Consider the following 23,348-nt stretch of genomic DNA (forward strand, 5'->3'; position numbering starts at 1 on the left):
ATGAAATGGTCTCATAAGCTAGTAGGATTGGGTCTCTTAGCATTTTCTGTAATTAGTCTAGGTGCTTGTAGTCAAGAAAAGACGAAATCAGATAATGGGCGAGTGACTATAGAGTATTTTAACCAGAAAAAAGAAATGTCGGCTACGATAAAAGAAATCATTAAAGATTTTGAAAAGGAAAATCCTAAAATTCATGTCAAAGTAGTTGATGTTCCTGCGCCTGGTGAGGTTCTAAAAACTAGAATGTTAGCAGGAGATATTCCAGATGTTGTTGGTCTTTACCCTCAAAATATTGATTTTCAAGAATGGGCTAAGGCAGGTTACTTTGAAGATTTAACCAATAAAGATTATCTTGATCATATTGCTAATAATTACGCCTCTAAATATGCTGTAGAAGGTAAAATATACAATGTCCCTTTGACAGCTAATGCTTATGGTTTTTATTACAATAAGACAGCTTTCAAAGAGTTAGGATACCATGTGCCAGAAACATGGGCAGACTTCCAAGCTTTAGTAGCTAAAATGATTAAGGATGGGCAAACACCGTTTGCGATAGCGGGATCTGAGAGTTGGACTTTAAATGGGTACCATCAGCTATCGCTAGCAACCATTACTGGTGGAGATGATGAAGCTAACCAATATTTGCGTTTTTCAAAACCAAATAGTATCTCTGCTAAAGACGATGTCTTAAAAGAAGATATGGAACGTATTGATCTTCTTCGAAAAAAAGGAGCAATGCAGAAAAACTGGCAAGGTGCAGGGTATGTGGACGCCTTAGCGACTTTTGCTAAAGGAGAAGCCCTAATAACACCTAATGGTTCATGGGCCTTGCCAAGTATCAAGGAACAGAAACCTGATTTTGAGATTGGAACTTTTGCTTTTCCAGGTGAGAAAAAAGGAGAAAGTTTTACAATTGGAGCAGGAGATCTGGCGCTATCTATTTCTTCTAAAACCCCTTATAAGGAAGAAGCTAATAAGTTTGTAGCTTATATGACTACAGCAAAAGCCATGCAAAAATATTATGATGTAGATGGGGGGCCTGTTGCCGTTAAAGGTGTTGTTACTAGAGGAGCAGACTCTGAGCTAGGTGGTTTAACAAGTCTTGCTTTCACAGATCGCCATTTGGTTTGGTTGGGTCAACATTGGAATAGTGAAAATGACTTTTTTACTCTGACTACAAACTATTTATCAACAGGTGATGGTAAAGCTCTAGCAAATGATTTAAATGCTTTCTTTAATCCTATGAAATCAGATGTCAACTAGGAGGTTGGAATGAGAACGTTTTTAAATAAATATTGGGGTTGGACTTTTTTAGCAGTTCCTCTAATTTTACAGGTAATATTCTTTTATTTTCCTATGGTTCAGGGGGCTTTTTATAGCTTGACCAATTGGACAGGTTTAACCTATAATTTTGACTTTGTTGGTCTCAATAACTATGCCATTTTATTAACCGATACTAAATTCATGCAAGCTATTAGCTTTACACTCGTTTTGACAGTTAGTTTAATTGTTGGAGAAATTGGCTTAGGAATTTTAATTGCAAAAGCATTGAATACAAAGTTAAAAGGTCAAACTTTCTTTAGGGCGTGGTTCTTCTTTCCAGCAGTGTTGTCAGGCTTGACAGTGTCCTTGATTTTTAAACAAGTATTTAACTATGGTTTGCCAGCTTTAGGGAAAACTTTAGGAATCAGCTTTTTAGAAACAAGTCTTTTGGGAACTAACGTTGGGGCAACGATAGCAGTAATCTTCGTTCTTCTTTGGCAAGGTGTTGCAATGCCTATTATTATCTTTTTATCAGGTTTGCAAAGTATTCCTTCTGAAATTGTAGAAGCAGCAGAGATTGATGGTGCAAATAGTAGGCAAAGATTTTGGAGCATTGAGTTACCTTATCTTTTACCAAGTGTTTCTATGGTATTTATCATGGCTTTAAAAGCAGGGTTGACAGCTTTTGACCAAATTTTTGCTCTTACTGGAGGAGGTCCAAATAATGCAACGACTTCTTTAGGATTATTAGTCTATAATTATGCCTTTAAAAGTAATCAATATGGTTATGCCAATGCTATTGCCCTTGTCTTATTTGTGATTATTGGTTTAATTTCAATTTTACAAATTAGACTCTCAAAGCGTTTTGAAATTTGATGGAGGTCACTATTTATGAAAAAAGAAGAACAGCTTAGTCGCTTTTGGAAGTATGCTCTTTTAGGAGTTGGTGCTATCTTAATTTTTATCCCTCTTTTAGTGACAGTTTCTAGTTCTTTTAAAACAACAAAAGATATTGTAGAGAACTTCTTTTCTTTACCGAATCCAGTCACTTTTGAAAACTATAATCGACTATTAGCGGATGGTATAGGGGATTATTTTTTAAACTCAACCCTAATTACAGTCATCTCAATTATAGCGGTCATGGCCTTTATCCCTGCTGCAGCGTATTCAATTGCACGAAATATGTCTAAAAATAAAGCTTATGCTATCATGTATAGTTTATTAATATTGGGGATTTTTGTTCCTTTCCAAGTTATTATGATTCCGATTACCGTGATGATGAATAAACTTGGGATTGCCAATATCTGGGGATTGATTTTACTTTATTTAACCTACGCTGTACCTCAGACCTTGTTTTTATATGTCGGCTATATCAAGATGAGTGTTCCAGATAGTTTGGATGAAGCAGCGGAAATTGATGGGGCAGATAAGTTCACAACCTATAGTAAAATTGTTTATCCTATGTTAAAACCGATGCATGCAACAACATTGATTATCAATGCATTGTGGTTTTGGAATGACTTTATGTTGCCACTTTTGATTTTAAATAAAGATTCAAACATGTGGTCACTGCCACTTTTCCAATACAACTATACAGGTCAATATTTTAATGATTATGGCCCAAGTTTTGCTTCTTATATTGTTGGAATCATTACGATTACGATTGTTTACTTGATTTTCCAAAAAAATATTATTGCTGGGATGAGTAATGGTGCAGTGAAATAAGATGAATATTTGTTTATAAGGATAAGATAGAGGAGTTATTATGGCAATTGAAAATAAAACAATGCTAATTACTTATTCAGATAGTCTGGGAAAAAATTTGAGAGAATTAGAAGCTAATCTGGTTAATTATTTTGGTGAAGCAGTTGGAGGTGTCCATCTTTTACCATTCTTTCCCTCAACAGGTGACAGAGGTTTTGCACCAGTAGATTATGAAGAGGTTGATGAGGCTTTTGGAGATTGGGAAGATGTGAAACGATTAGGTGAAAAATATTATCTAATGTTTGATTTTATGATTAATCATATTTCACGCCAATCGAAGTATTATAAAGATTTCCAAGAGAAGAAAGATGAGAGTCCATATGCAGATCTTTTCCTGCGCTGGGATAAGTTTTGGCCTGAAAATCGTCCAACAGCAGCTGATGTTGATTTAATATATAAACGTAAGGATCGCGCTCCTAAACAAGAAATTATTTTTGCAGACGGTAGTAAGGAATACTTGTGGAATACATTTGGTGAGGAACAGATTGATTTAGATGTGACTAAAGCAGTGACGATGGATTTCATAACGAAAACAATTGAGCACCTTGCTGCTAATGGTTGTGATTTAATTCGCTTGGATGCTTTTGCTTATGCAATCAAAAAATTAGATACAAATGATTTCTTTGTTGAACCAGATATTTGGGATTTACTCGCTAAAGTTAGGGATATAGCAGCAGCATCAGGTGTGGAGTTATTACCAGAGATTCATGAACATTACAGCATTCAATTTAAGATTGCTGATCATGATTATTATGTTTATGATTTTGCTCTCCCAATGGTAACGCTTTACTCTCTCTATAGTGGAAAGGTTAACCGTCTGGCTAAGTGGCTGAAGATGAGCCCAATGAAACAGTTTACAACCTTAGATACTCACGATGGCATAGGTGTAGTAGATGTTAAAGATATTCTGACAGATGATGAAATTGATTTTGCTTCAAATGAGCTTTATAAGGTTGGAGCTAATGTGAAGAGAAAGTATTCTTCAGCAGAATATAATAATTTGGATATTTATCAAATTAACTCAACCTACTATTCTGCTCTAGGAGACAATGATAAAAAATACTTTTTGGCACGTCTAATTCAAGCTTTTGCTCCTGGGATTCCACAAGTTTACTATGTTGGATTTTTAGCAGGAAAAAATGATCTGGATTTACTAGAATCAACTAAAGAAGGACGTAATATCAATCGTCATTACTACACTAGTGAGGAAATTGCAAGTGAAGTTCAACGTCCTATTGTCAAGGCTTTATTAAACCTATTTACTTATCGTAATCAGTCAGAGGCTTTTGATTTAGACGGACATATTGAGATTGAAGAAATAGACGATAACACTATTATGATTAAACGAAGTAATCAGGCGAAAACTTGTCAAGCACAGGCAGAGATTAACTTGAAACAGTTAACTTATCGTGTGGTTGAAAATGGACAAGACATATACTTTGAAGAATAGAAAGAGCATTTTATGGTTGAATTAAATTTAAAACATATCAATAAAAAGTATCCAAATGCAACGTATTACTCTGTTGAAGATTTCAATCTTGATATTAAAGACAAAGAGTTTATTGTTTTTGTTGGCCCATCTGGTTGTGGTAAATCAACGACTCTTCGTATGATTGCAGGACTTGAGGACATTACCGAAGGTGAGTTTTATATTGATGGTAAACTCATGAATGACCAAGCGCCGAAAGATCGTGATATCGCTATGGTCTTCCAAAACTATGCCCTCTATCCACACATGAGTGTTTATGAAAATATGGCATTTGGCCTAAAACTACGTAAGTACTCCAAAGATGAAATTGATAAGCGTGTCAAAGAGGCAGCTGAAATTCTTGGTTTGACAGAATTTTTACAACGTAAGCCAGCAGATCTATCTGGTGGACAACGCCAACGTGTTGCCATGGGGCGTGCCATTGTTCGTGATGCGAAAGTTTTCTTGATGGATGAGCCATTGTCTAACTTGGATGCCAAATTGCGTGTCTCTATGCGTGCAGAGATCGCCAAGATTCACCGTCGTATTGGAGCGACAACCATCTACGTGACACATGACCAAACAGAAGCAATGACTTTGGCAGACCGTATTGTCATCATGAGTGCCACTAAAAACCCAGATAAATCAGGCTCTATCGGTCGTATTGAGCAAATTGGAACACCGCAAGAACTCTATAATAAACCTGTTAGTAAATTTGTTGCAGGCTTTATTGGAAGCCCAGCTATGAATTTCTTTGAGGTAACTTTAAAAGGTGAAAAGGTTATAGGTAAAGGTAATGACTTTGAACTAGAGGTTCCAGAAGGTTGTCTTAAAGTCTTGAAAGAAAAAGGTTATGATGGTAAGAAGATAACTTTGGGGATTAGAGCGGAGGATTTACATTTGGAACCTGCTTTTTTAGAAGCCTTTCCAAAAGCAGTTGTATCGGCAACAGTTGGTTTGTCAGAGCTACTGGGAGCTGAATCGCACCTTTATTGTACGGTTGGACAAACTGAATTTGTCGCTAAAGTTAATGCGCGTGATTATATTGCTCCTAATCAAGAGTTGGTCTTTGGTTTTGATTTAAACAAGGCTCACTTTTTTGACAGGGAAACAGATAGAAATATTCTTTACTAATGATCAGAGAAGGGATGACATTAATCTCCTATTCATCCTAAAGAGATTGAGAAGATATAAATCTTCCTACTAAAAAACGCATGGAATCATTCTTAATAAATGATTCCATGCGTTTTTTACGTAGAGGCTTTGAATGGCTATTTTGTTTATTTACTACTATCACGTAATGTCAGTTTAGTTCCTAATCTAATTAGTTGTGGGACTAAAGGAGAAGATTTTAGCTCGTCATAGAGCAGTTCAACTGCTTTTTTCCCCATTTCTTCTGTGAAGACAGTGACACTAGATAAGCTGGGGAAGACTTGACGTGTAATCGTAGTGTCGTTAAAAGAAATTAAACTAACACGTTCAGGGACAGGTATCTTAGCTTCTTGTAAAGCTTTTAAGGCACCTAAAGCAAGGCTGTCGTTAGCGATGAAAAAAGCACCAGGGAGATTATCTTTCAAGTCATTAATTGCTTTTTTCATTAAATCATAGCCTGCTTGACTAGAAAAATCCCCAATAAAGATATACTGTGGCTGATAAGATTGCTTTTTATTAAGATAGTTTTGAAAAGCTTGGAAGCGAGGGTCTAGTAGGGGTGTTCTATGATCGCTAGATTTTTCCTCTCCGGCAATCATACCGATTTTTGTCAAATTTTTGCTAAAGAAGTGATCGATGACTCCCTCTACAGAATGAATAAAGTCAGTTGTGACACAAGAGTGCCCAAGAGCAAGGGTGTCACTATCGATAAAAACGATGTGGGAAGACCAAGTCTCTAGGAGGTTGATGTGTTCTAAACTGAATTTTCCAATGGCAATAATACCATCTACTTTCAACTCTAAGTCCCATTTTTGATCTTGGAAAAATCGATAAATCTCGAAATTAAGTTCTTGGGCACGTCTTTCTAAACCGATACGGATCGAGTAGTAGTAGAGGTCATCAAGTTCCTCATCTTGAGTGTACCACTGAACGATAGCTAGTGAACGTTTTTTCTGTCTTGATGTTGTTTTCCTTTGTTTGCTATATCCTAAGTCTCTAGCAATGCTGAGGATCTTTTCTTTGGTTTCAGGACTAACCGAGAGAGTTTGGTCTTGATTGAGGACCCGTGACACTGTCGCACTAGAGACCTGAGCTAACTGAGCAATATCTTTTAGAGTTGCCATCATAACCTCGTTTCTACTATTTTTTCTTTATTATATCATATTTGAACAATATCTTCTAAAATGAGTAAAATTTTTTAGTAAAATTTTACTAAAAACGATTGACGCGTTTACGTATTTGTAATATAATGAAGGTAAATAAGAAAGGGTTTTCAAAAAAGGAGGTCGCTTATGAAAACAGAAGAATTAAAGACTAAATTTGAGGAAGTTTTTGGCTATCAGCCCGATGCTTGCTTCTTTTCACCCGGTCGAATTAATCTTATTGGTGAGCATACAGACTATAATGGTGGACATGTTTTTCCAGCAGCTATTAGTTTAGGGACTTATGGGGCTGCCAAAAAACGTCTAGATCAAAAATTACGCTTTTATTCTGGTAATTTTGAAAAAGAAGGCATCATTGAGGTGGATCTTAACCACTTGGTCTTTGATAAAAAAGACTCCTGGACCAATTATCCCAAAGGGGTTATCAAGTTCTTGCAAGAAGCAGGGCATCAGATTTCGTCTGGGATGGATGTTTATGTTTATGGTAATATTCCAAATGGCTCAGGCTTATCCTCTTCAGCTTCTTTGGAGCTGTTAATAGGGATTATGCTAGAGCATTTATTTGCACTCAAGTTAGAGCGCCTTGATTTAGTTAAAATTGGGAAAAAGACAGAGAACGATTTTATTGGCGTAAATTCAGGAATCATGGACCAGTTTGCCATTGGGATGGGAGCAGACCAGCGTGCTATCTATCTAGATACCAATACGCTAGATTATGATTTGGTTCCACTTGATTTAGGATCTTATGTGATTGTTATTATGAATACCAATAAACGTCGTGAATTGGCAGATTCAAAATATAATGAGCGTCGTTTGGAATGTGAAAAAGCTGTAGAGGAGCTTAATCGTAAGCTAGCCATTAAAAGTTTGGGAGAATTGGACGAAGCAAGCTTTGATCAATATGCTTATTTAATTAAAGACAGCAATCGTCTGAAAAGGGCTCGCCATGCCGTCTTAGAAAATCAACGAACCTTAAAAGCTAGAGCAGCGCTAGAAAAAGGGGATTTAGAACAGTTTGGTCGCTTGATGAATGCCTCACACGTTTCTTTAGAGCATGACTATGAAGTGACAGGACTTGAGCTTGACACCCTTGTTCATACTGCTTGGGAACAAAAAGGGGTCTTAGGGGCTCGGATGACTGGTGCTGGTTTTGGTGGTTGTGCCATTGCTATTGTAGCTAAGGAAGCAGTTGAAGATTTTAAAGAGCAACTAGGAAAAACTTATACTGAGGTCGTGGGTTATGCGCCAAGTTTTTATCTGGCAGAAATTGCTTCAGGTGCTAAGCGTTTAGAATAAGGAGAAGAGAAGATGACGGTAGTGCAAGACTTTGTCACAGAAATTATCAAAAGAAGCCAGTATCAAGAGATGGATCGGGTGTATCTTGTCAATCGTCTCTTTCATCTAGTAGGAGAAACTAGCTTGGAATCAACCTCAGAAAAGAGCTTATTGGAGTTAAAAGAGGCACTGGTTGATCAGGCTATTCAAAATGGTAAGATTGAAGATAGTGGAGCAGAAAAAGAGATGTTGGGGGCGGAGTTGATGAACTTCATTACCCCAATTCCTAGCCAAGTTAACCAGAACTTCTGGTCTACCTATCAAAGTTCACCAGAACAAGCCATACTAGATTTTTATCAATTGAGTCAAGACAATGATGTCATTAAGCAAGAAGCTATTGCTAAAAATATTGCCTATAAAGTTCCAACAGATTTTGGGGATCTAGAAATCACTATCAATCTTTCTAAACCCGAAAAAGATCCCAAAGATATCGCAAAAGCAAAAACCATGACCAGCTCTAGCTACCCAACTTGTCTCTTATGCGTAGAAAATGAAGGTTATCAAGGTCGGATAGATCATCCTGCAAGAGCTAACCATCGCTTGATTCGTCTCGACTTGAATGGCGAAGAATGGGGCTTTCAATACTCTCCCTATGCCTACTTTACAGAGCATAGTATTGTATTAGATACCAGACATAGACCAATGGTGATTACTCCAGAGACTTTTTCTCAGTTGTTGGACTTGGTAGATATTTTCCCAGGCTATTTTGTTGGTAGCAATGCGGATTTACCGATTGTTGGAGGGTCTATCCTAAGCCACAACCACTATCAAGCAGGTCGTCATATTTTTCCGATGGAAAAAGCAGAGCTACTACAAGAGTTTACTTTTGAAGGTTATAGTGAGGTTAGGGCAGGTATTCTCAACTGGCCTATGTCTGTGATCCGTTTACAAGCTTCTGATAAGACGACTCTTTGTACTTTAGCTGAAAAGGTCATGGCAGTTTGGAAAGATTATTCTGATTTGTCTTTAGATATTTTAGCTTATACAGGAGATCAGCCGCATCACACCATCACCCCGATTGCACGAAAAAAAGGAAACCTTTATGAGCTTGATCTGGTTTTAAGGGACAATCACACCAGTGAATCTTATCCAGATGGTGTGTTTCATCCTCATCAGGATGTTCAGCACATTAAAAAAGAAAATATCGGCTTGATTGAAGTGATGGGCTTGGCTATTTTGCCACCACGACTAAAAGATGAGATGCTTGAGGTTGAAAAATATCTCTTAGATGAGTATAATGCTATTAAAGATTATCATAAGGATTGGGCAGATAGCTTAAAAGCGAAGTACCCAACTTGTGATGTAGCTACGGTGTCTGCTATTGTCAAACAAGAAATCGGTTATCGTTTCTTGCGTGTCTTAGAGGATGCAGGTGTTTACAAGATGGATGCTGAGGGACAGGCAGGTTTTGTCCGTTTGCTCAAACAGATGGGTGCAATATTCCGTAGATAGAAAAAGGAGAAGATATGGCAGTTTTGATTTTAGGTGGGGCAGGTTATATTGGCTCTCACATGGTTGACCGCTTGATTGAACAAGGTCAAGAAGACGTGGTGGTAGTGGATAATTTGGTCACAGGCCACCGTGCAGCCCTTCACCCTGATGTGACATTTTATCAAGGCGACCTGGCTGACCAAGATTTTATGCGTAAAGTCTTTACAGAAAATCCAGATATTGACGCAGTCATTCACTTTGCGGCTTATTTATTGGTTGCTGAATCAATGGAAAAACCCCTAAAATATTTTGATAACAATACAGTGGGCATGGTCAAATTGCTTGAAGTGATGAATGAATTTGGTGTGAAGCACATTGTCTTTTCATCAACAGCAGCAACTTACGGCATTCCAGAAGAAATTCCTATCTTGGAGACAACACCACAACGTCCCATCAATCCTTATGGGGAAAGTAAGCTCATGATGGAAACCATCATGAAGTGGTCAGATGAAGCTTACGGTATCAGTTTTGTTGCTTTGCGTTACTTTAATGTGGCAGGTGCAAAACCAGATGGCTCTATCGGAGAAGATCACGGTCCTGAAACTCACTTATTGCCTATTATTTTACAGGTGGCGCAAGGCAAACGTGATAAGATCATGATTTTTGGTGATGATTATCAGACGCCAGATGGTACTAATGTGCGTGATTATGTGCATCCTTTTGACTTGGCAGATGCTCATCTATTGGCAGTGGATTATCTCCGTAAAGGAAATCCATCGTCAGCCTTTAACCTAGGATCATCGACTGGTTTTTCAAACCTTGAAATCCTAGAGGCTGCACGTCGAGTAACTGGAAAAGAAATCCCAGCAGAACTGGCTGATCGTCGTCCAGGAGACCCAGATACCTTGATTGCAAGCTCAGCTAAGGCACGTGAGGTTTTGGGCTGGAAGCCACAATTTGATGATATTGAGAAAATCATTGAGACAGCTTGGGCATGGCATTCAAGTCATCCAAATGGCTATGATGACCGAGACTAAGAATAATCATATGACAATTGTGATAAGGACAGCTAATGCCTTGTCACAATTTTTTTGATTTTCGTTAAAAATTTTTGTGCTTTAATAGAATTTTCTATATGATAGACTTATCATAAAAAAAGGAGAAAGCAGATGTTTACATTTCAAGAAGCGATTCAAGATTTTACCCCGATTTTAGCCAAGGATCTCAAAGACCTGTTGGCGACTCAGCAAGATGTGGTGGTCTTTATTGGACGTGAAACCTGTCCTTATTGTCAACGTTTTGCGCCTAAGTTATCTCGTGTGGCCAAAGAAAAGGGTGTCAAGGTTTATTTTTTACATAGTCAAAATCCAGCTGATTTAGTGGAAACACAGGCCTTGCGTGATGCCTATGGTGTGAAAACTGTTCCAGGGCTTTTAGTTGCAAAAGCTGGTCAGGTTAAAGTTGTTTGCGATTCCTCACTATCTGAGGAAGCTATTACAGCCTTCATCAATTAATCAGAAACCGAGCTTCTTCTTGCTCAAAGCCTGTAATTTTGCTATAGTAGTTTATGACTTTAGTATTTTGGAGGATAAGATGAACTTTAGCTTAATTATTATTTTAGTCATGATGGTAGGGATGATGTATTTCACCTCACGCCAACAAAAAAAACAGGCAACAGAGCGTCAAAATCAACTTAATGCCCTCGTTAAAGGGGATGAGGTAGTGACGATTGGTGGTATGTATGCCTTGATTGATGAGATTGATCAAGAAGCGCAGAAGGTTGTCTTGGATGTTGAAGGTGTTTATTTGACCTTTGAATTGTCAGCTATTAAACGCGTTGTCAAAAAAACGAGTGACACTGCAGAAAGTGCTGTCACTAGCGAAGTTGAAGCAGATGATGCTGCCATTCAAGAATAAGTAAAAACTCATGGCTAGTCCATGAGTTTTTTGAGTTTTTGTAGTTTATCACTAAGATAAGGCTCGCTTAAAACGAGGTAGCCTGATGTTGCTCGGTAGGGAGCATACAGTTGAAATTCAGGGAAATAGGGAATTTGTTTTTTGAGCTTGCTTAATTCAGTGTGATCCAGCCAAGTCGCATAGTAATTTTTTTCTTTTTTAAGATGGAGATCCATAGGATAATCGAGTGCCTGCTTGATCATGAGATGATAAATGTTAGTTTGCCAAGCAAGGTAACTTGGTTCAAAGCTTTGGTGGACACCTTGTGTTATCTGTTGGAAGATAACCTCCTCGCCTTCAAAAATAAGCGCTCGAATACTGATCACTTCATGCAGGTTGAGTAGGTTGCTTAGGTGAGCTAATTTTGTCTCCAACTTTTGATAAAGGGTATGGCTGATTGGAGGGGACACCAAACTTTCTTTGAGTTCTTGGTGCTGGTAGCTATTTTGACTAATGGCTAAAATTTGACTCTTAATATCTGCTAAAAATAAGATATGTAAGTCTTTTTGGATTTTATTTCCTTTGGTGATAATATCTGAGATACTATTGAGTTTGAGGTTAATCGTATCGGTTTGAGATAGGTAATGGTAGAGGTCTAAATTTTGAACAAACTGAGTAAGGTTTTCCAACTCTTTTAATATACCCACTTGTAACTCCCTATCCACAATAAAAACCTTATCACTATCCATAGCAAAGTTAATAATAGATTGAATATCACGTGCCTGATAACGACTATCGGCTACCTGATAAATCCTAGAATTTTGGTGCCGTGTTAAACAATTAACCCAAATCCCCATTTTTTGCATTTCAAGGCAAAGTAGTAAGGCGGTTTGACTTGATCCGATAATTCCAAAGGTTGTCATGACATCTCCTTTTTGTTTTATTTTATCAAAAGAAAGAGAGAAAGTCTTCTCAGGGATCACATTAGAAAAATTATCAAAACCGCCTAAATTATGGTAAAATACCAATAGCACAATTTTAGGATATCACGATTATGTTTAATTTTAAAAGAAAAAAGAAAATACTCAATTTAGAACACATTCCACATCATATTGGGATTATTATGGATGGCAATGGTCGGTGGGCTAAAAAGCGGATGCAGCCTCGTGTGTTTGGGCATAAGGCAGGTATGGATGCTCTTCAAAATGTGACCATTAAAGCTTCAGAGTTAGGTGTTAAAGTTCTAACGGTTTATGCCTTTTCGACAGAAAACTGGTCTCGCCCAGAAGATGAGGTCAAGTTTATTATGAATCTTCCTGTGGAATTTTTTGATAAATATGTCCCAGAACTCCATCGCAATAATGTTCGTGTCCAAATGATTGGTGAGCTTAATCGCTTACCCAAAGAAACTCTATCGGCTTTAGAGCGTGCCATTGAGAAAACCAAACATAACTCAGGTTTAGTGTTAAACTTTGCTTTGAATTATGGTGGTCGATCTGAGATCACCAGTGCGATTAAGTTGATTGCACAAGATGTTTTAGAGGCGCGTTTTAATCCTGGAGATATTGATGAGGACTTGGTGGCTAATTATTTGATGACCAATCATTTGCCTTATCTTTATCGTGATCCAGACTTGGTGATTCGTACTAGCGGTGAGCTTCGCCTTAGTAATTTTTTACCTTGGCAAACTGCTTATAGTGAGTTTTACTTTACAGATGTTTTGTGGCCAGATTTTAACGCAGAGGAGTTAGAAAAAGCTATTTCAGATTTCAATCAACGCCATCGTCGCTTTGGTGGGGTTTAATTAAGGAGATATCATGCAACAAAGAGTGATTTATGGAGGAATAGCTTTGGCTATTTTCCTGCCATTTGTTTTTATTGGTGGACTGTCTTTCCAATTACTATTAGGAGCTTTAGCTGCTATTGGTGTATTTGAAATGTTAAGGATGAAGCAGTTAGAGCCCTTTTCATTTGAAGGAATTTTAGCCATGTTGGCAGCGATTGTGATGACTATTCCGATGGATCAATACCTGACCTTCCTTCCTACAGACAGTAGTTTTATCAGTTATGCCCTGGTTGTTTTTCTGATTTTGGCAGGAACGGTTTTAAATAGCAGAGAGTATTCTTTTGATGATGCTACTTTTGCGATTGCATCGAGCTTTTATGTTGGTATCGGATTTCATAATCTCGCCCTAGCTCGCATCTCAGGACTAGATAAGGTACTGTTGGCTCTATTCATCGTCTGGGCGACAGATACAGGAGCTTATATGATTGGGCGACAAATTGGCCGTCGAAAATTATTGCCAAGGGTATCTCCTAACAAGACAGTTGAAGGTAGTCTTGGTGGGATCGTCAGTGCTGTTTTGGTCTCTTTTGTGTTTATGTTGGTTGATAAGAGTGTTTACGCCCCTCATAACTTTTTTGTGATGTTAATTTTAGTAGCCTTATTTTCAGTATTTGCCCAATTTGGTGATTTAGTTGAAAGTGCGATTAAACGTCACTATGGTGTGAAGGATTCTGGAAATCTTATCCCAGGTCATGGTGGAATTTTAGATCGTTTTGATAGTATGATTTTTGTCTTTCCGATTATGCACTTCTTTGGTTTATTTTAAGGAGGCAGTTGATGTTAGGGATTTTAACTTTCATATTAGTTTTTGGTATTATTGTAGTCGTCCATGAGTTTGGTCACTTCTATTTTGCCAAAAAATCAGGGATTCTAGTACGTGAATTTGCCGTCGGTATGGGACCAAAAATCTTTGCCCATATTGGAAAAGACGGCACAGCTTATACTGTTCGTATCTTGCCTTTAGGTGGTTATGTCCGTATGGCTGGATGGGGTGAGGACAAAACGGAGATTAAGACAGGAACACCCGCAAGCTTGACGGTTAATCCAGATGGCTTAGTCACGCGGATTAACCTATCAGGAAAGCAAATTGATCCAACTGCTCTTCCGATGAATGTCATCTCTTATGATTTAGAGGATAAACTGACTATCACAGGGTTGGTCTTAGAAGAAACAAAGACCTATCAGGTTGATCATGATGCCACTATTATTGAAGAGGATGGGACAGAGGTCCGTATCGCTCCTTTAGATGTTCAATATCAAAATGCTAGTGTTTTTGGACGGATGATCACTAACTTTGCAGGTCCTTTAAATAATTTCATTTTAGGGGTTTTGGTTTATATCCTTTTGATGTTTGCTCAAGGTGGGGTTCAAGATGTGACCACAAACCATGTCCAAGTGGTTGAAAATGGTGCTCTTGCTCAAGCAGGTCTTAAAAATAATGACCAGATATTAGCCATCGAGGGGATTAAAATTAGTAACTGGGAAGATCTCGTGTCAGCTGTAGATGAGACGACAAAAAATATGAAGTCTGATCAGGTGCTTCATTTAACGGTGAAGTCTGACAATACGGAGAAGGAAATAGAAGTTACTCCTAAAAAATCAGGCGATCGCTATCTCTTAGGTGTCTCACCAGGTCTGAAAACAGGATTTTTTGAGAAAATTGTTGGTGGGATAACGCTAGCTTGGGATCGTGCTTTCCTCATTCTTGATGCTTTTAAAAATTTAATTTTACAACCAGATCTTAACAAATTAGGTGGGCCAGTTGCCATGTATCAGATGACAAGCAGTGCAGCCCAGTCAGGATTGATAGCTGTTTTGAATTTGATGGGGCTTTTGTCTATTAACTTGGGAATTTTTAACCTCTTTCCTATTCCAGCCCTTGATGGTGGAAAGCTAGTGATGAATATCTTAGAAGCCATTCGTAAAAAACCTCTTAAACAAGAAACCGAAACCTATATTACCTTGGCAGGAGTTGTTTTTATGGTCTTGTTGATGGTTGCAGTAACATGGAACGATATTGTGCGTGCCTTTTTCTAAAAAAGTGAAATGGAGATTTAATAAAACAATGAAACAAAGTCAAATGCTTATTCCAACACTTCGCGAAATGCCAAGTGATGCTCAAGTTATCAGCCATGCCTTGATGGTGCGTGCAGGCTATGTTCGCCAGATTTCAGCAGGTATTTATGCTTATCTTCCACTTGCTAATCGAGTGATTGAAAAAGCAAAAAATATCATGCGAGAAGAGTTTGAAAAAATTGGAGCTATCGAGATGTTAGCACCAGCTCTTTTAACCGCTGACCTTTGGCGCGAATCAGGGCGCTATGAAACTTATGGTGAAGACCTTTACAAACTAAAAAACCGAGACAAGTCTGACTTTATCTTGGGTCCAACCCACGAAGAGACTTTTACCGCTCTTGTGCGTGATGCGGTGAAATCTTATAAGCAATTACCCCTTAGCCTTTATCAAATTCAGCCAAAATACCGCGATGAAAAACGTCCACGTTATGGTCTGCTCCGTACACGTGAGTTCATCATGAAAGATGCCTATAGTTTCCACCCTAACTATGACAGTTTGGATGTGACCTATGAGGACTATAGAAAGGCTTATGAAGCTATCTTTACACGCACAGGCTTAGAGTTTAAAGGAATCATCGGTGATGGTGGTGCTATGGGCGGAAAAGATAGCCAAGAGTTTATGGCGATTACAGCTGATCGTACAGACCTTGATCACTGGTTGGTACTTGATAAAGCGATTAGCTCTATTGATGAGATCCCGACAGATGTTTTAGAAGAGATTAAAGCAGAGCTAACATCATGGTTAGTTGCTGGTGAGGATACCATTGCTTACTCTAGCGAATCTAACTATGCTGCCAATCTTGAGATGGCGACAGATCTCTATAAGCCAAGTACAGTGGTTGTGGCAGAAGAAGAAGTTGTCAAAGTTGCCACACCAGATTGTAAGTCTATTGATGATGTTGCAGCTTTCTTGGAAGTTGAGGAAACACAAACCATCAAAACTCTTCTCTTTATGGCAGATGGTCAACCAGTTGTTGCACTTTTAGTGGGCAATGACCAAGTCAATGATGTGAAGTTGAAAAACTACCTTGGAGCAGATTTCTTAGAGCCAGCAACAGAAGCAGAAGCACAAACTATCTTTGGGGCAAGCTTTGGCTCACTTGGTCCTGTTAACTTACCAGATACAGTTAAAATTATCGCTGACCGTAAGGTACAGGATAGTCGCAATGCTGTAACAGGAGCTAACGAAGATGGCTTCCATTTGACAGGAGTTAACCCAGGACGTGACTTTACAGCAGAATATGTCGATATTCGTGAAGTTCGTGAAGGAGAACTTTCACCAGATGGTCAAGGTGTCTTGAAGTTTGCGCGTGGTATCGAAGTTGGTCATATCTTCAAACTAGGGACACGTTACTCAGATAGTATGGGGGCTACGATCCTTGATGAAAATGGCAAGGCAACTCCTATGGTTATGGGATGTTATGGTATCGGTGTTAGCCGTATCTTGTCAGCGGTCTTAGAGCAACACGCTCGTATCTTTGTTAATAAAACACCAAAAGGTGATTTCCGTTATGCTTGGGGAATTAATTTCCCTGAAGAATTGGCACCGTTTGATGTTCACTTGATTACTGTTAATGTCAAAGATGAGGCTGCTCAAGAATTGACCGCTCGTATTGAAAAAGACCTGATGGCTGCTAAATATGAGGTGTTGACAGATGACCGCAACGAACGTGTTGGCTCTAAATTCTCAGATAGTGATTTGATTGGTCTTCCAATTCGTGTTACTATCGGGAAAAAAGCATCCGAAGGTATTGTTGAAGTCAAGATTAAAGCGACTGGTGATACCATTGAGGTTAATGCTGAAAACTTAATTGAAACATTAGAAATTTTGACGGCTAAAGCCTAGTCGCTAATGGATTTTAAAAAGTGAGAACAAATCGTATGTTAACGGTTGTTCTCACTTTTTTTATTAAAAAACTTTTGGAAACTCATTTGAAATAAGGTATAATGGTAAAAATCCATTGAACTTGGGAGAGGGTATGTTTACGGGAGTGTCTTGGGATAACAGGGAGAGTCTAAAAGCTTGTTTGATGGCTCGATTAAAGGTCATATTACTTTTAGTGGTTATTATGCTTTTCTCTTTAGTTCTTTTTCCTTTTCTAAAAAAGTATTATGCCAGCGCGGTAGATTATAAATCACTCTATCAAGTGGTGTTGAACAATTATCAATCTGCTATTGAGGAATACGCCACAGGTCTGCCTTTAAAAGCCACAACAGGTGATGTGAATCTGAAAGTGCTACAATCTCCTAGTCGAAATCCTTCTTATCAATATATGGATTTAGAAGGGGATGGTATTGATGAGTTGATTATTGCCTTTCATGATGGTTCAGATGAGATCGAAGTATTAGCTGCTTATACCGTTGCCTTTTACGGTTTGAAAAAATTACCTGCTGATCTGATTCACTTATCTAATGATGACACAAGACAAGGGCATTGGACAGCTTTTGATGTTTCTGATTTGGTGAGCATGTCAGTAGATGATTTGGTAAAAGGCGATTTTTCATCTATCAAAGGACAGTGGGAGTCTAAAGATGGGCATCAGTTAGAATTTAGTGCAGCTGGTCTTCTTACAATTGATCATCAATCGGCTACAGATCATCTTTCAGACCTAATAGGAAACCAGATCTTCCTTGGGGACCATGTCCTTATTCCAGAGTCTTTTGCGGTTAACGATGCTGTCAAAGGAAGAGCGACAGGTTTTGTGATAGCTGAAAATGGATTGAATATAGAAGCCCTCTATTTTATCCCAAGAGGAATAGCTTACTCCTCTTCAGATGCTAGTCGTGATAGGATTGTCACGGTTGCCAACCAAGCTGTTTTTTATCGTGAGAAAGAGCAGTAATAGTGATGTAAAAAGGCTGGGGAGTAGGAAAGAACTCGACTGGTCAAAAAGAGTTTGTCAACAAGTCTTTATTTCTAGTTGTTTCGCTCTCACCCCCGCACAGCTCAAACTGTCTGGGAGACAGTTTGAGGTTGGAGATGAAGCGAACTTTGTTCGCAACAGTCGTAATGGTCAGATTTGGAGTGTGAAACACGAACTGCTGAGATTTGCTTTGCAAATCTTATCTCCTACCTTTAACAGTCTCCCAGACTGTTAAAGCCAATCAACCACTGCGCTGAGATGTTGACACGAACTCTGAGAAGAGAGGCTGGACTTTTTGCCCAGCCTCTAGTCTTTTGTCTGTTCTTTCTGTTAAAGAGGATTTTTTGATTGGAAATCTTGCAACTGTGTTACAATAAAAGTGATGAAAGCGCCATCAACGCCATTTGTCAAAATATGAGACATTAAAAATAATCTCAGTCATTTCTTCGGTGCTTTCTATAGCACCGTCAGCTATCCAGAGGGTGATAATACTCTCAATGCTAGCCACTAACATTTCAAGAGCATATTTCTCTGGGATATGGTAGCTATTGGCTAAGTCTGAAACGACCATTGGGGAGTTTTCGATCATATTTTTTAAAAAGATGGTGATGGTCTGAGAGAAGTCTGTAAAACTACTTTTTGAAATGGCGAAGATAAAGGTAAAGTCATTTTTGAGGTAATCTAGCGCTGCTTTTATGGTTGCTTTGGGATTAAGGTTTGTATCTTCTAATATCTGAGTCAGTTGAGCCAGTGTCTCTGCTTTGAGCTGATCCATCATGTCATATTTATCAATGTAGTGAAGGTAAAAGGTACCTCGGTTGATGCCAGATTTTCTGGTGAGTTTACTGACAGAGATATCTTCAAATTTTTCTTCTAACAATAAGCTAGCTAGGCTGTCTTTGATGATGGTTTTAGTTTGTGTTTGTCTTTTTTGCATAGGAACCTCTTAAATCAACACTTTGTTCAAAAGTGATGGTTGCTTTTTCTTTCTCGTCATTATATACTATTTCAGTAATTAAATCAACATGTTGTTGATATAAAACAAAGGAGATTATCATGGCTTACATTGAAGTAAAACATTCTTGTAAACGTTATCAGATGGGTGAGACAGAAATCATTGCCAATAACGATATTAATTTTGACATAGAAAAAGGAGAGCTAGTGATTATCTTGGGTTCTTCAGGAGCTGGTAAGTCAACGGTTCTCAATATTTTAGGTGGAATGGACACAAACGATGAGGGAAATGTCATCATTGATGGGGTAGATATTTCTAATTATAATGCCAAGCAGTTAACAACCTATCGCCGAGAAGATGTGGGCTTTGTGTTTCAATTTTATAACTTGGTATCTAATCTGACAGCTAAGGAAAATGTTGAGTTGGCATCTGAGATTGTCAAAGACGCACGGGATGCAACAGCAACTTTAGAAGATGTTGGTCTGGGTCAGAGGATTAATAACTTTCCAGCGCAATTATCTGGTGGGGAGCAACAAAGGGTAGCGATTGCACGAGCAGTTGCTAAAAATCCTAAAATCCTTTTGTGTGATGAGCCGACGGGTGCCTTAGATTATAAGACAGGTAAACAAGTGTTAAAAATCTTACAAGACATGGCACGTGTTAAAGGGTCAACCGTTATTATTGTTACCCATAATGGAGCTTTAGCACCGATTGCAGATCGTGTCATTCGGATGCATGATGCGCGTGTGCAAAGTATTGATATCAATCCTAATCCTCAAAAGATTGAAGACTTAGAGTATTAAGGAGGTCGTCAAGTGGTGGGAAAAACGTATTGGAAGGATCTTAGACAATCCTTTACAACTTCAAAAGGTCGTGTGTTATCCATCGTTTCCTTAATGGCTTTAGGCTCTTTTGCTTTGATTGGGCTTAAAGTATCAGGACCAGATATTAGAACAACTGGAGAGGCCTTTTTTAGAGAGCACCAAACAGCAGATCTTTTTGTTATCAGTAATTATGGTTTGGATAGCTCAGACACTAAAATTTTGGATGGTTTAGATGATGAAGCGACGGTTGAGTATGGCTATTTCAAAGATGTTGTGGTTAAAGATAGCACGAGTGCATTTCGCCTTTTTTCAAAACCAGAAACCTTATCGACCTATGACTTAGTTGAGGGAAAATTACCAACAAAACGTGGTGAAATCGCCCTTTCTGCAGCCTATCAAGATGATTATAAGATAGGAGATACCATTGACTTTACAGAAAAAGCTGGTCAAAACGGGGAAAAGGTCCTAAAAGATCACAGTTATAAAATTGTTGGTTTTGTCAACTCCTCAGAGTTGCTGTCTCGTGTTAATCTTGGACAAACGACAGCAGGTAGTGGTGAGCTAAATGGTTACGGTGTGGTGACTGATACAAGCTTTGATTCAGATGTTTATATGATAGCACGGGTTGCTTATGATGATTTACGAAGCATTAGCCCTTATGAGCAAATCTACATCGATCAAGTCTATGAAGATAAAAAAGCTGTCACTAAACTTTTGGAAAACCAACCGAGTGTTCGTTTAGCAGAGCTTAAAGAAGAGGGGCAAAAAACCATTGATGAAGGGTATGCTAAAATCACAGCTACTAAAAAAGAACTCAGTGATGCAAAGGCGCAACTCAATCAGGCGCAAGCGCAAATCACTGAGCAAGAAAACCAATTAAATGCTGCCAAGGCTGTTTATGGTGCAGCTGCCGTGGCAGAGCAAGAAAGCCAACTTCAAGCCGCCAAAGAGAGTCTAGCAGAAAAAACCAAGGCTTATCACAGCAAAAAAGCCCAGGCTGATAAAGAGCTAGCTGAAAAAGAAGCTGCTCTAGAGGAGGCGCAAGATAGCCTAGATAATCTTGAACAACCAACCTATGAAACCTATACACGCCGAGAAATCCCAGGATCAGAAGGCTATGTTTCTTATGAAAATAACGCCTCAGTGATTGACGCAGTTGGCAATATCTTCCCTGTTGTGCTTTATTTCATTGCGGCACTTGTTACCTTTACGACGATGGCACGCTTTGTGGATGAGGAGCGCCTAAAAGCAGGAACACTCAAAGCTCTAGGCTACGATAACCGCTCTATTGTTCGGAAGTTTGTTCTCTATGGTTTTGTGACCAGTATGATCGGAACAGCTATCGGAATATTGGCTGGGCACTTGCTTTTACCAAGTATCATCTACAGTACCTACGCCTCTAAGTTGGTTGTTGCTCCGATTGAGCTTCATTTTTACCCAGTAAAAACCTTACTAGCTATCCTACTTGGTTTGGTGAGTAGCGTGGTGCCAGCTTTACTTGTAGCGCGTAAAGAGTTGGCTGAAAAACCAGCCCAGCTTCTTCTCCCTAAACCACCAGCATCTGGCTCAAAAATCTTGATGGAGCGCATCACACCGATCTGGTCTCGTATGAGCTTTACACAAAAGGTGACTGCTAGAAATATTTTCCGTTATAAACAACGGATGTTGATGACCATTTTTGGCGTTTGTGGATCCATTGCCCTCTTATTTGCAGGATTGGGTGTCCGATCTTCTATTGCTGACCTTAATAATCGTCAGTTTAATGACATCATCAAGTATGATATGATCGTGGCTGAAAATAATCATTTAAGTAGTAGTCAAGAAAAGGACTTGAATCAACTGTTAAACTCAGATGATGTCAAGAGCCACTTATCTGTTCATTATGAAACCCTAACAAAAGTCGCAGGAGACAATAATGATGAACAAAGCATCACCACCCTTGTCACAGATGGGAAAGATGATGCGACATTTAGAAAATACATCAATTTGGTGAATCGTACAGATGGCAAGGCTTTGCATTTAGACCAAGATGGTGTGGTGATTTCAGAAAAATTAGCCGATTTGACAGGTGTTAAAGTAGGGGATACCCTCACTGTTAAGAATGCTGATGGAAAAAGTATCAAACTTAAGATTTCAGGTATTGCAGAGATGTACATGAGTCACTTTATCTTTATGAGCCAAGACTATTATGAAAAAGCCTTTGGAACATCTGTTGATTACAACGCTGATCTGCTAATGCTAAAAGATAACTCTACTAAAAACACTAATGCTGTTGCCACAGATTTTATGGACCTTGCAGCCGTTAAAGGTGTTGTTCAAAATACCACTCTTAAAGAGCAAGTTAACACCATTGTGGATTCTCTTAACCGTGTTATGTATATTATGATCATTACCTCTGTCTTACTTGCAGTTGTCATTCTTTATAACCTGACTAATGTCAATGTAGCAGAGCGCATCCGTGAGTTATCCACCATTAAAGTACTTGGTTTTTATGATAAGGAAGTGACCATGTATATCTATCGTGAAACCATGTACCTTTCCTTAATCGGGATTTTAGTAGGCTTTGGTATGGGGTATGCCTTACACAGCTATATGCTTCTCATTATCCCACCAGATACGGTCATGTTTAATCCCGCAGTCGGTTGGCTCATCTATGCCGTACCAGCTGGTGTTGTTATCTTGATTCTCATTATTTTAGGCATCATCGTCAACCAATGGCTCAAAAAAATCGACATGCTCGAAGCCCTAAAAAGTGTAGAGTAAAAATAAGATACTTTTACGTTAAACCAAGATACTAAGCCCGTAAAAAATCCGTATGAAAATAGGGCTCAACCGCCGTGTCACATGACACAAGAGCGAGCATCATTTTCACAAGGATTTTAGGACGAGTTCAATTATAAGATACTGAGAGCGTAAGAAGACCAAGAAGAAATAGGAGATTGACACAGGACATTTCAGTCCAAGGAAGATCTATCATTTTCTCACAGTCTTCCGCTCACAGTTCAATTAAAGCTACCAAATCTTTTTTAGATTCTTTAAGCTTGTTTTAAGTTATTATGGCTATACTATAGTCATCCTAAAACTTTTCTTTTTCATAAATCTCCTAACTTCCCTTACATTTGTGAGGGAAGTTTTTTTGCTTACTAGTGTTTTTGTCATCTAGCGGTAAGTAAAAAAAAATCAGGCAGGAGCTGAAAGCCCTACCTGATCAAGGAGATTTATGAAAAAGAAAAGTTTATTAGGATGTTTATAGTATAAGTTGCCTAGCTTAAGTTAGACTTAAAACAACCTTTCGTAAAACTTAAGTTTTA

General features: G+C 38.5%; 20 protein-coding genes. 17 read left to right on the forward strand and 3 right to left on the reverse strand.

Going from position 1 to position 23,348, the window contains the following annotated elements; all coding sequences use genetic code 11:
• The 5 genes from ACQRDX_RS01265 to ACQRDX_RS01285 are packed head-to-tail and all read left to right on the forward strand — an operon-like array spanning nt 1 to nt 5,629.
• Nucleotides 1-1,263 carry an extracellular solute-binding protein gene (locus ACQRDX_RS01265; protein WP_427895041.1) on the forward strand — a complete coding sequence of 421 codons (1,263 nt, stop codon included), beginning with the start codon at nt 1-3 and terminating at the stop codon, nt 1,261-1,263.
• A 9-nt stretch (nt 1,264-1,272) separates the two neighbouring features.
• Nucleotides 1,273-2,139: a carbohydrate ABC transporter permease gene (locus tag ACQRDX_RS01270; RefSeq protein ID WP_427895043.1), complete on the forward strand. Its 867-nt coding sequence runs from the start codon at nt 1,273-1,275 to the stop codon at nt 2,137-2,139.
• 15 nt (nt 2,140-2,154) lie between these two features.
• On the forward strand, nt 2,155-2,988 hold the full coding sequence (locus ACQRDX_RS01275; RefSeq protein ID WP_427895045.1) for a carbohydrate ABC transporter permease: 834 nt from the start codon (nt 2,155-2,157) through the stop codon (nt 2,986-2,988).
• Nucleotides 2,989-3,028: 40 nt separating this feature from the next.
• On the forward strand, nt 3,029-4,477 hold the full coding sequence (gene gtfA, locus ACQRDX_RS01280; RefSeq protein WP_427895047.1) for a sucrose phosphorylase: 1,449 nt from the start codon (nt 3,029-3,031) through the stop codon (nt 4,475-4,477).
• Between the two features lie 12 nt (nt 4,478-4,489).
• Nucleotides 4,490-5,629 (forward strand): ABC transporter ATP-binding protein, encoded by a 1,140-nt coding sequence (locus tag ACQRDX_RS01285; RefSeq protein ID WP_427897458.1) that lies wholly within the window; start codon nt 4,490-4,492, stop codon nt 5,627-5,629.
• A 146-nt stretch (nt 5,630-5,775) separates the two neighbouring features.
• Here ACQRDX_RS01285 and ACQRDX_RS01290 read toward each other — a convergent pair whose 3' ends face one another.
• Complete coding sequence (locus ACQRDX_RS01290) at nt 5,776-6,771, reverse strand: LacI family DNA-binding transcriptional regulator (RefSeq protein ID WP_427894834.1); 996 nt, start codon at nt 6,769-6,771, stop codon at nt 5,776-5,778.
• Between the two features lie 168 nt (nt 6,772-6,939).
• On the opposite strand from ACQRDX_RS01290, the gene ACQRDX_RS01295 reads away from it, so the two are divergent.
• The 5 genes from ACQRDX_RS01295 (at nt 6,940) to yajC (ending at nt 11,493) form a co-directional block, all read left to right on the forward strand.
• A complete protein-coding gene (locus ACQRDX_RS01295; RefSeq protein WP_427894836.1) occupies nt 6,940-8,106 on the forward strand; it encodes a galactokinase in 1,167 nt (388 codons plus the stop codon).
• Between the two features lie 12 nt (nt 8,107-8,118).
• Nucleotides 8,119-9,597, forward strand: coding sequence for a UDP-glucose--hexose-1-phosphate uridylyltransferase (gene galT, locus ACQRDX_RS01300; protein WP_427894838.1), 1,479 nt, complete (start codon nt 8,119-8,121; stop codon nt 9,595-9,597).
• Nucleotides 9,598-9,611: 14 nt separating this feature from the next.
• The gene (gene galE / locus ACQRDX_RS01305) at nt 9,612-10,613 is read left to right on the forward strand and encodes a UDP-glucose 4-epimerase GalE (RefSeq protein WP_354367520.1); all 1,002 of its coding nucleotides are present in this window, start codon (nt 9,612-9,614) and stop codon (nt 10,611-10,613) included.
• A gap of 132 nt (nt 10,614-10,745) precedes the next feature.
• A complete protein-coding gene (locus tag ACQRDX_RS01310) occupies nt 10,746-11,090 on the forward strand; it encodes a thioredoxin domain-containing protein (protein WP_427894840.1) in 345 nt (114 codons plus the stop codon).
• 79 nt (nt 11,091-11,169) lie between these two features.
• Entirely contained in the window at nt 11,170-11,493 is a 324-nt protein-coding gene (yajC, locus tag ACQRDX_RS01315) for a preprotein translocase subunit YajC (protein WP_354367524.1), read from the forward strand.
• A gap of 14 nt (nt 11,494-11,507) precedes the next feature.
• Here yajC and ACQRDX_RS01320 read toward each other — a convergent pair whose 3' ends face one another.
• Complete coding sequence (locus ACQRDX_RS01320; protein WP_427894842.1) at nt 11,508-12,395, reverse strand: hypothetical protein; 888 nt, start codon at nt 12,393-12,395, stop codon at nt 11,508-11,510.
• A 131-nt stretch (nt 12,396-12,526) separates the two neighbouring features.
• On the opposite strand from ACQRDX_RS01320, the gene ACQRDX_RS01325 reads away from it, so the two are divergent.
• The 5 genes from ACQRDX_RS01325 to ACQRDX_RS01345 all read left to right on the forward strand — a co-directional run bounded on the left by ACQRDX_RS01325 (nt 12,527) and on the right by ACQRDX_RS01345 (nt 18,237).
• Complete coding sequence (locus ACQRDX_RS01325) at nt 12,527-13,276, forward strand: isoprenyl transferase (RefSeq protein ID WP_427894844.1); 750 nt, start codon at nt 12,527-12,529, stop codon at nt 13,274-13,276.
• A 13-nt stretch (nt 13,277-13,289) separates the two neighbouring features.
• Nucleotides 13,290-14,084 (forward strand): phosphatidate cytidylyltransferase, encoded by a 795-nt coding sequence (locus ACQRDX_RS01330; RefSeq protein ID WP_354367527.1) that lies wholly within the window; start codon nt 13,290-13,292, stop codon nt 14,082-14,084.
• Between the two features lie 11 nt (nt 14,085-14,095).
• Nucleotides 14,096-15,355 carry an RIP metalloprotease RseP gene (gene rseP, locus ACQRDX_RS01335; protein ID WP_427894846.1) on the forward strand — a complete coding sequence of 420 codons (1,260 nt, stop codon included), beginning with the start codon at nt 14,096-14,098 and terminating at the stop codon, nt 15,353-15,355.
• A gap of 28 nt (nt 15,356-15,383) precedes the next feature.
• Nucleotides 15,384-17,240 (forward strand): proline--tRNA ligase, encoded by a 1,857-nt coding sequence (locus tag ACQRDX_RS01340; RefSeq protein ID WP_427894848.1) that lies wholly within the window; start codon nt 15,384-15,386, stop codon nt 17,238-17,240.
• Nucleotides 17,241-17,373: 133 nt separating this feature from the next.
• On the forward strand, nt 17,374-18,237 hold the full coding sequence (locus tag ACQRDX_RS01345) for a DUF6287 domain-containing protein (RefSeq protein WP_427894850.1): 864 nt from the start codon (nt 17,374-17,376) through the stop codon (nt 18,235-18,237).
• A gap of 415 nt (nt 18,238-18,652) precedes the next feature.
• Here the strand turns inward: ACQRDX_RS01345 and ACQRDX_RS01350 are convergent, their stop codons facing one another.
• Complete coding sequence (locus ACQRDX_RS01350; RefSeq protein WP_354367535.1) at nt 18,653-19,195, reverse strand: TetR/AcrR family transcriptional regulator; 543 nt, start codon at nt 19,193-19,195, stop codon at nt 18,653-18,655.
• Between the two features lie 119 nt (nt 19,196-19,314).
• Between ACQRDX_RS01350 and ACQRDX_RS01355 the strand changes: the two genes are divergently transcribed.
• Nucleotides 19,315-20,016 carry an ABC transporter ATP-binding protein gene (locus tag ACQRDX_RS01355; RefSeq protein ID WP_427894853.1) on the forward strand — a complete coding sequence of 234 codons (702 nt, stop codon included), beginning with the start codon at nt 19,315-19,317 and terminating at the stop codon, nt 20,014-20,016.
• 12 nt (nt 20,017-20,028) lie between these two features.
• Nucleotides 20,029-22,800 (forward strand): FtsX-like permease family protein, encoded by a 2,772-nt coding sequence (locus ACQRDX_RS01360; RefSeq protein ID WP_427894855.1) that lies wholly within the window; start codon nt 20,029-20,031, stop codon nt 22,798-22,800.
• The last annotated feature ends 548 nt before the right edge of the window (nt 22,801-23,348 follow it).

Origin of the sequence: Streptococcus sp. SGI.013 (assembly GCF_050315295.1) — a bacterium.
Lineage (GTDB): Bacteria > Bacillota > Bacilli > Lactobacillales > Streptococcaceae > Streptococcus > Streptococcus porcorum.

Excerpts from the sequence above, each read along its gene's own strand:
- ACQRDX_RS01265 (WP_427895041.1), top strand. The coding sequence starts at position 1 with ATGAAATGGTCTCATAAGCTAGTAGGATTGGGTCTCTTAGCATTTTCT.
- ACQRDX_RS01270 (WP_427895043.1), top strand. The coding sequence starts at position 1,273 with ATGAGAACGTTTTTAAATAAATATTGGGGTTGGACTTTTTTAGCAGTT.
- ACQRDX_RS01275 (WP_427895045.1), top strand. The coding sequence starts at position 2,155 with ATGAAAAAAGAAGAACAGCTTAGTCGCTTTTGGAAGTATGCTCTTTTA.
- gtfA (WP_427895047.1), top strand. The coding sequence starts at position 3,029 with ATGGCAATTGAAAATAAAACAATGCTAATTACTTATTCAGATAGTCTG.
- ACQRDX_RS01285 (WP_427897458.1), top strand. The coding sequence starts at position 4,490 with ATGGTTGAATTAAATTTAAAACATATCAATAAAAAGTATCCAAATGCA.
- ACQRDX_RS01290 (WP_427894834.1), bottom strand. The coding sequence starts at position 6,771 with ATGGCAACTCTAAAAGATATTGCTCAGTTAGCTCAGGTCTCTAGTGCG.
- ACQRDX_RS01295 (WP_427894836.1), top strand. The coding sequence starts at position 6,940 with ATGAAAACAGAAGAATTAAAGACTAAATTTGAGGAAGTTTTTGGCTAT.
- galT (WP_427894838.1), top strand. The coding sequence starts at position 8,119 with ATGACGGTAGTGCAAGACTTTGTCACAGAAATTATCAAAAGAAGCCAG.
- galE (WP_354367520.1), top strand. The coding sequence starts at position 9,612 with ATGGCAGTTTTGATTTTAGGTGGGGCAGGTTATATTGGCTCTCACATG.
- ACQRDX_RS01310 (WP_427894840.1), top strand. The coding sequence starts at position 10,746 with ATGTTTACATTTCAAGAAGCGATTCAAGATTTTACCCCGATTTTAGCC.
- yajC (WP_354367524.1), top strand. The coding sequence starts at position 11,170 with ATGAACTTTAGCTTAATTATTATTTTAGTCATGATGGTAGGGATGATG.
- ACQRDX_RS01320 (WP_427894842.1), bottom strand. The coding sequence starts at position 12,395 with ATGACAACCTTTGGAATTATCGGATCAAGTCAAACCGCCTTACTACTT.
- ACQRDX_RS01325 (WP_427894844.1), top strand. The coding sequence starts at position 12,527 with ATGTTTAATTTTAAAAGAAAAAAGAAAATACTCAATTTAGAACACATT.
- ACQRDX_RS01330 (WP_354367527.1), top strand. The coding sequence starts at position 13,290 with ATGCAACAAAGAGTGATTTATGGAGGAATAGCTTTGGCTATTTTCCTG.
- rseP (WP_427894846.1), top strand. The coding sequence starts at position 14,096 with ATGTTAGGGATTTTAACTTTCATATTAGTTTTTGGTATTATTGTAGTC.
- ACQRDX_RS01340 (WP_427894848.1), top strand. The coding sequence starts at position 15,384 with ATGAAACAAAGTCAAATGCTTATTCCAACACTTCGCGAAATGCCAAGT.
- ACQRDX_RS01345 (WP_427894850.1), top strand. The coding sequence starts at position 17,374 with ATGTTTACGGGAGTGTCTTGGGATAACAGGGAGAGTCTAAAAGCTTGT.
- ACQRDX_RS01350 (WP_354367535.1), bottom strand. The coding sequence starts at position 19,195 with ATGCAAAAAAGACAAACACAAACTAAAACCATCATCAAAGACAGCCTA.
- ACQRDX_RS01355 (WP_427894853.1), top strand. The coding sequence starts at position 19,315 with ATGGCTTACATTGAAGTAAAACATTCTTGTAAACGTTATCAGATGGGT.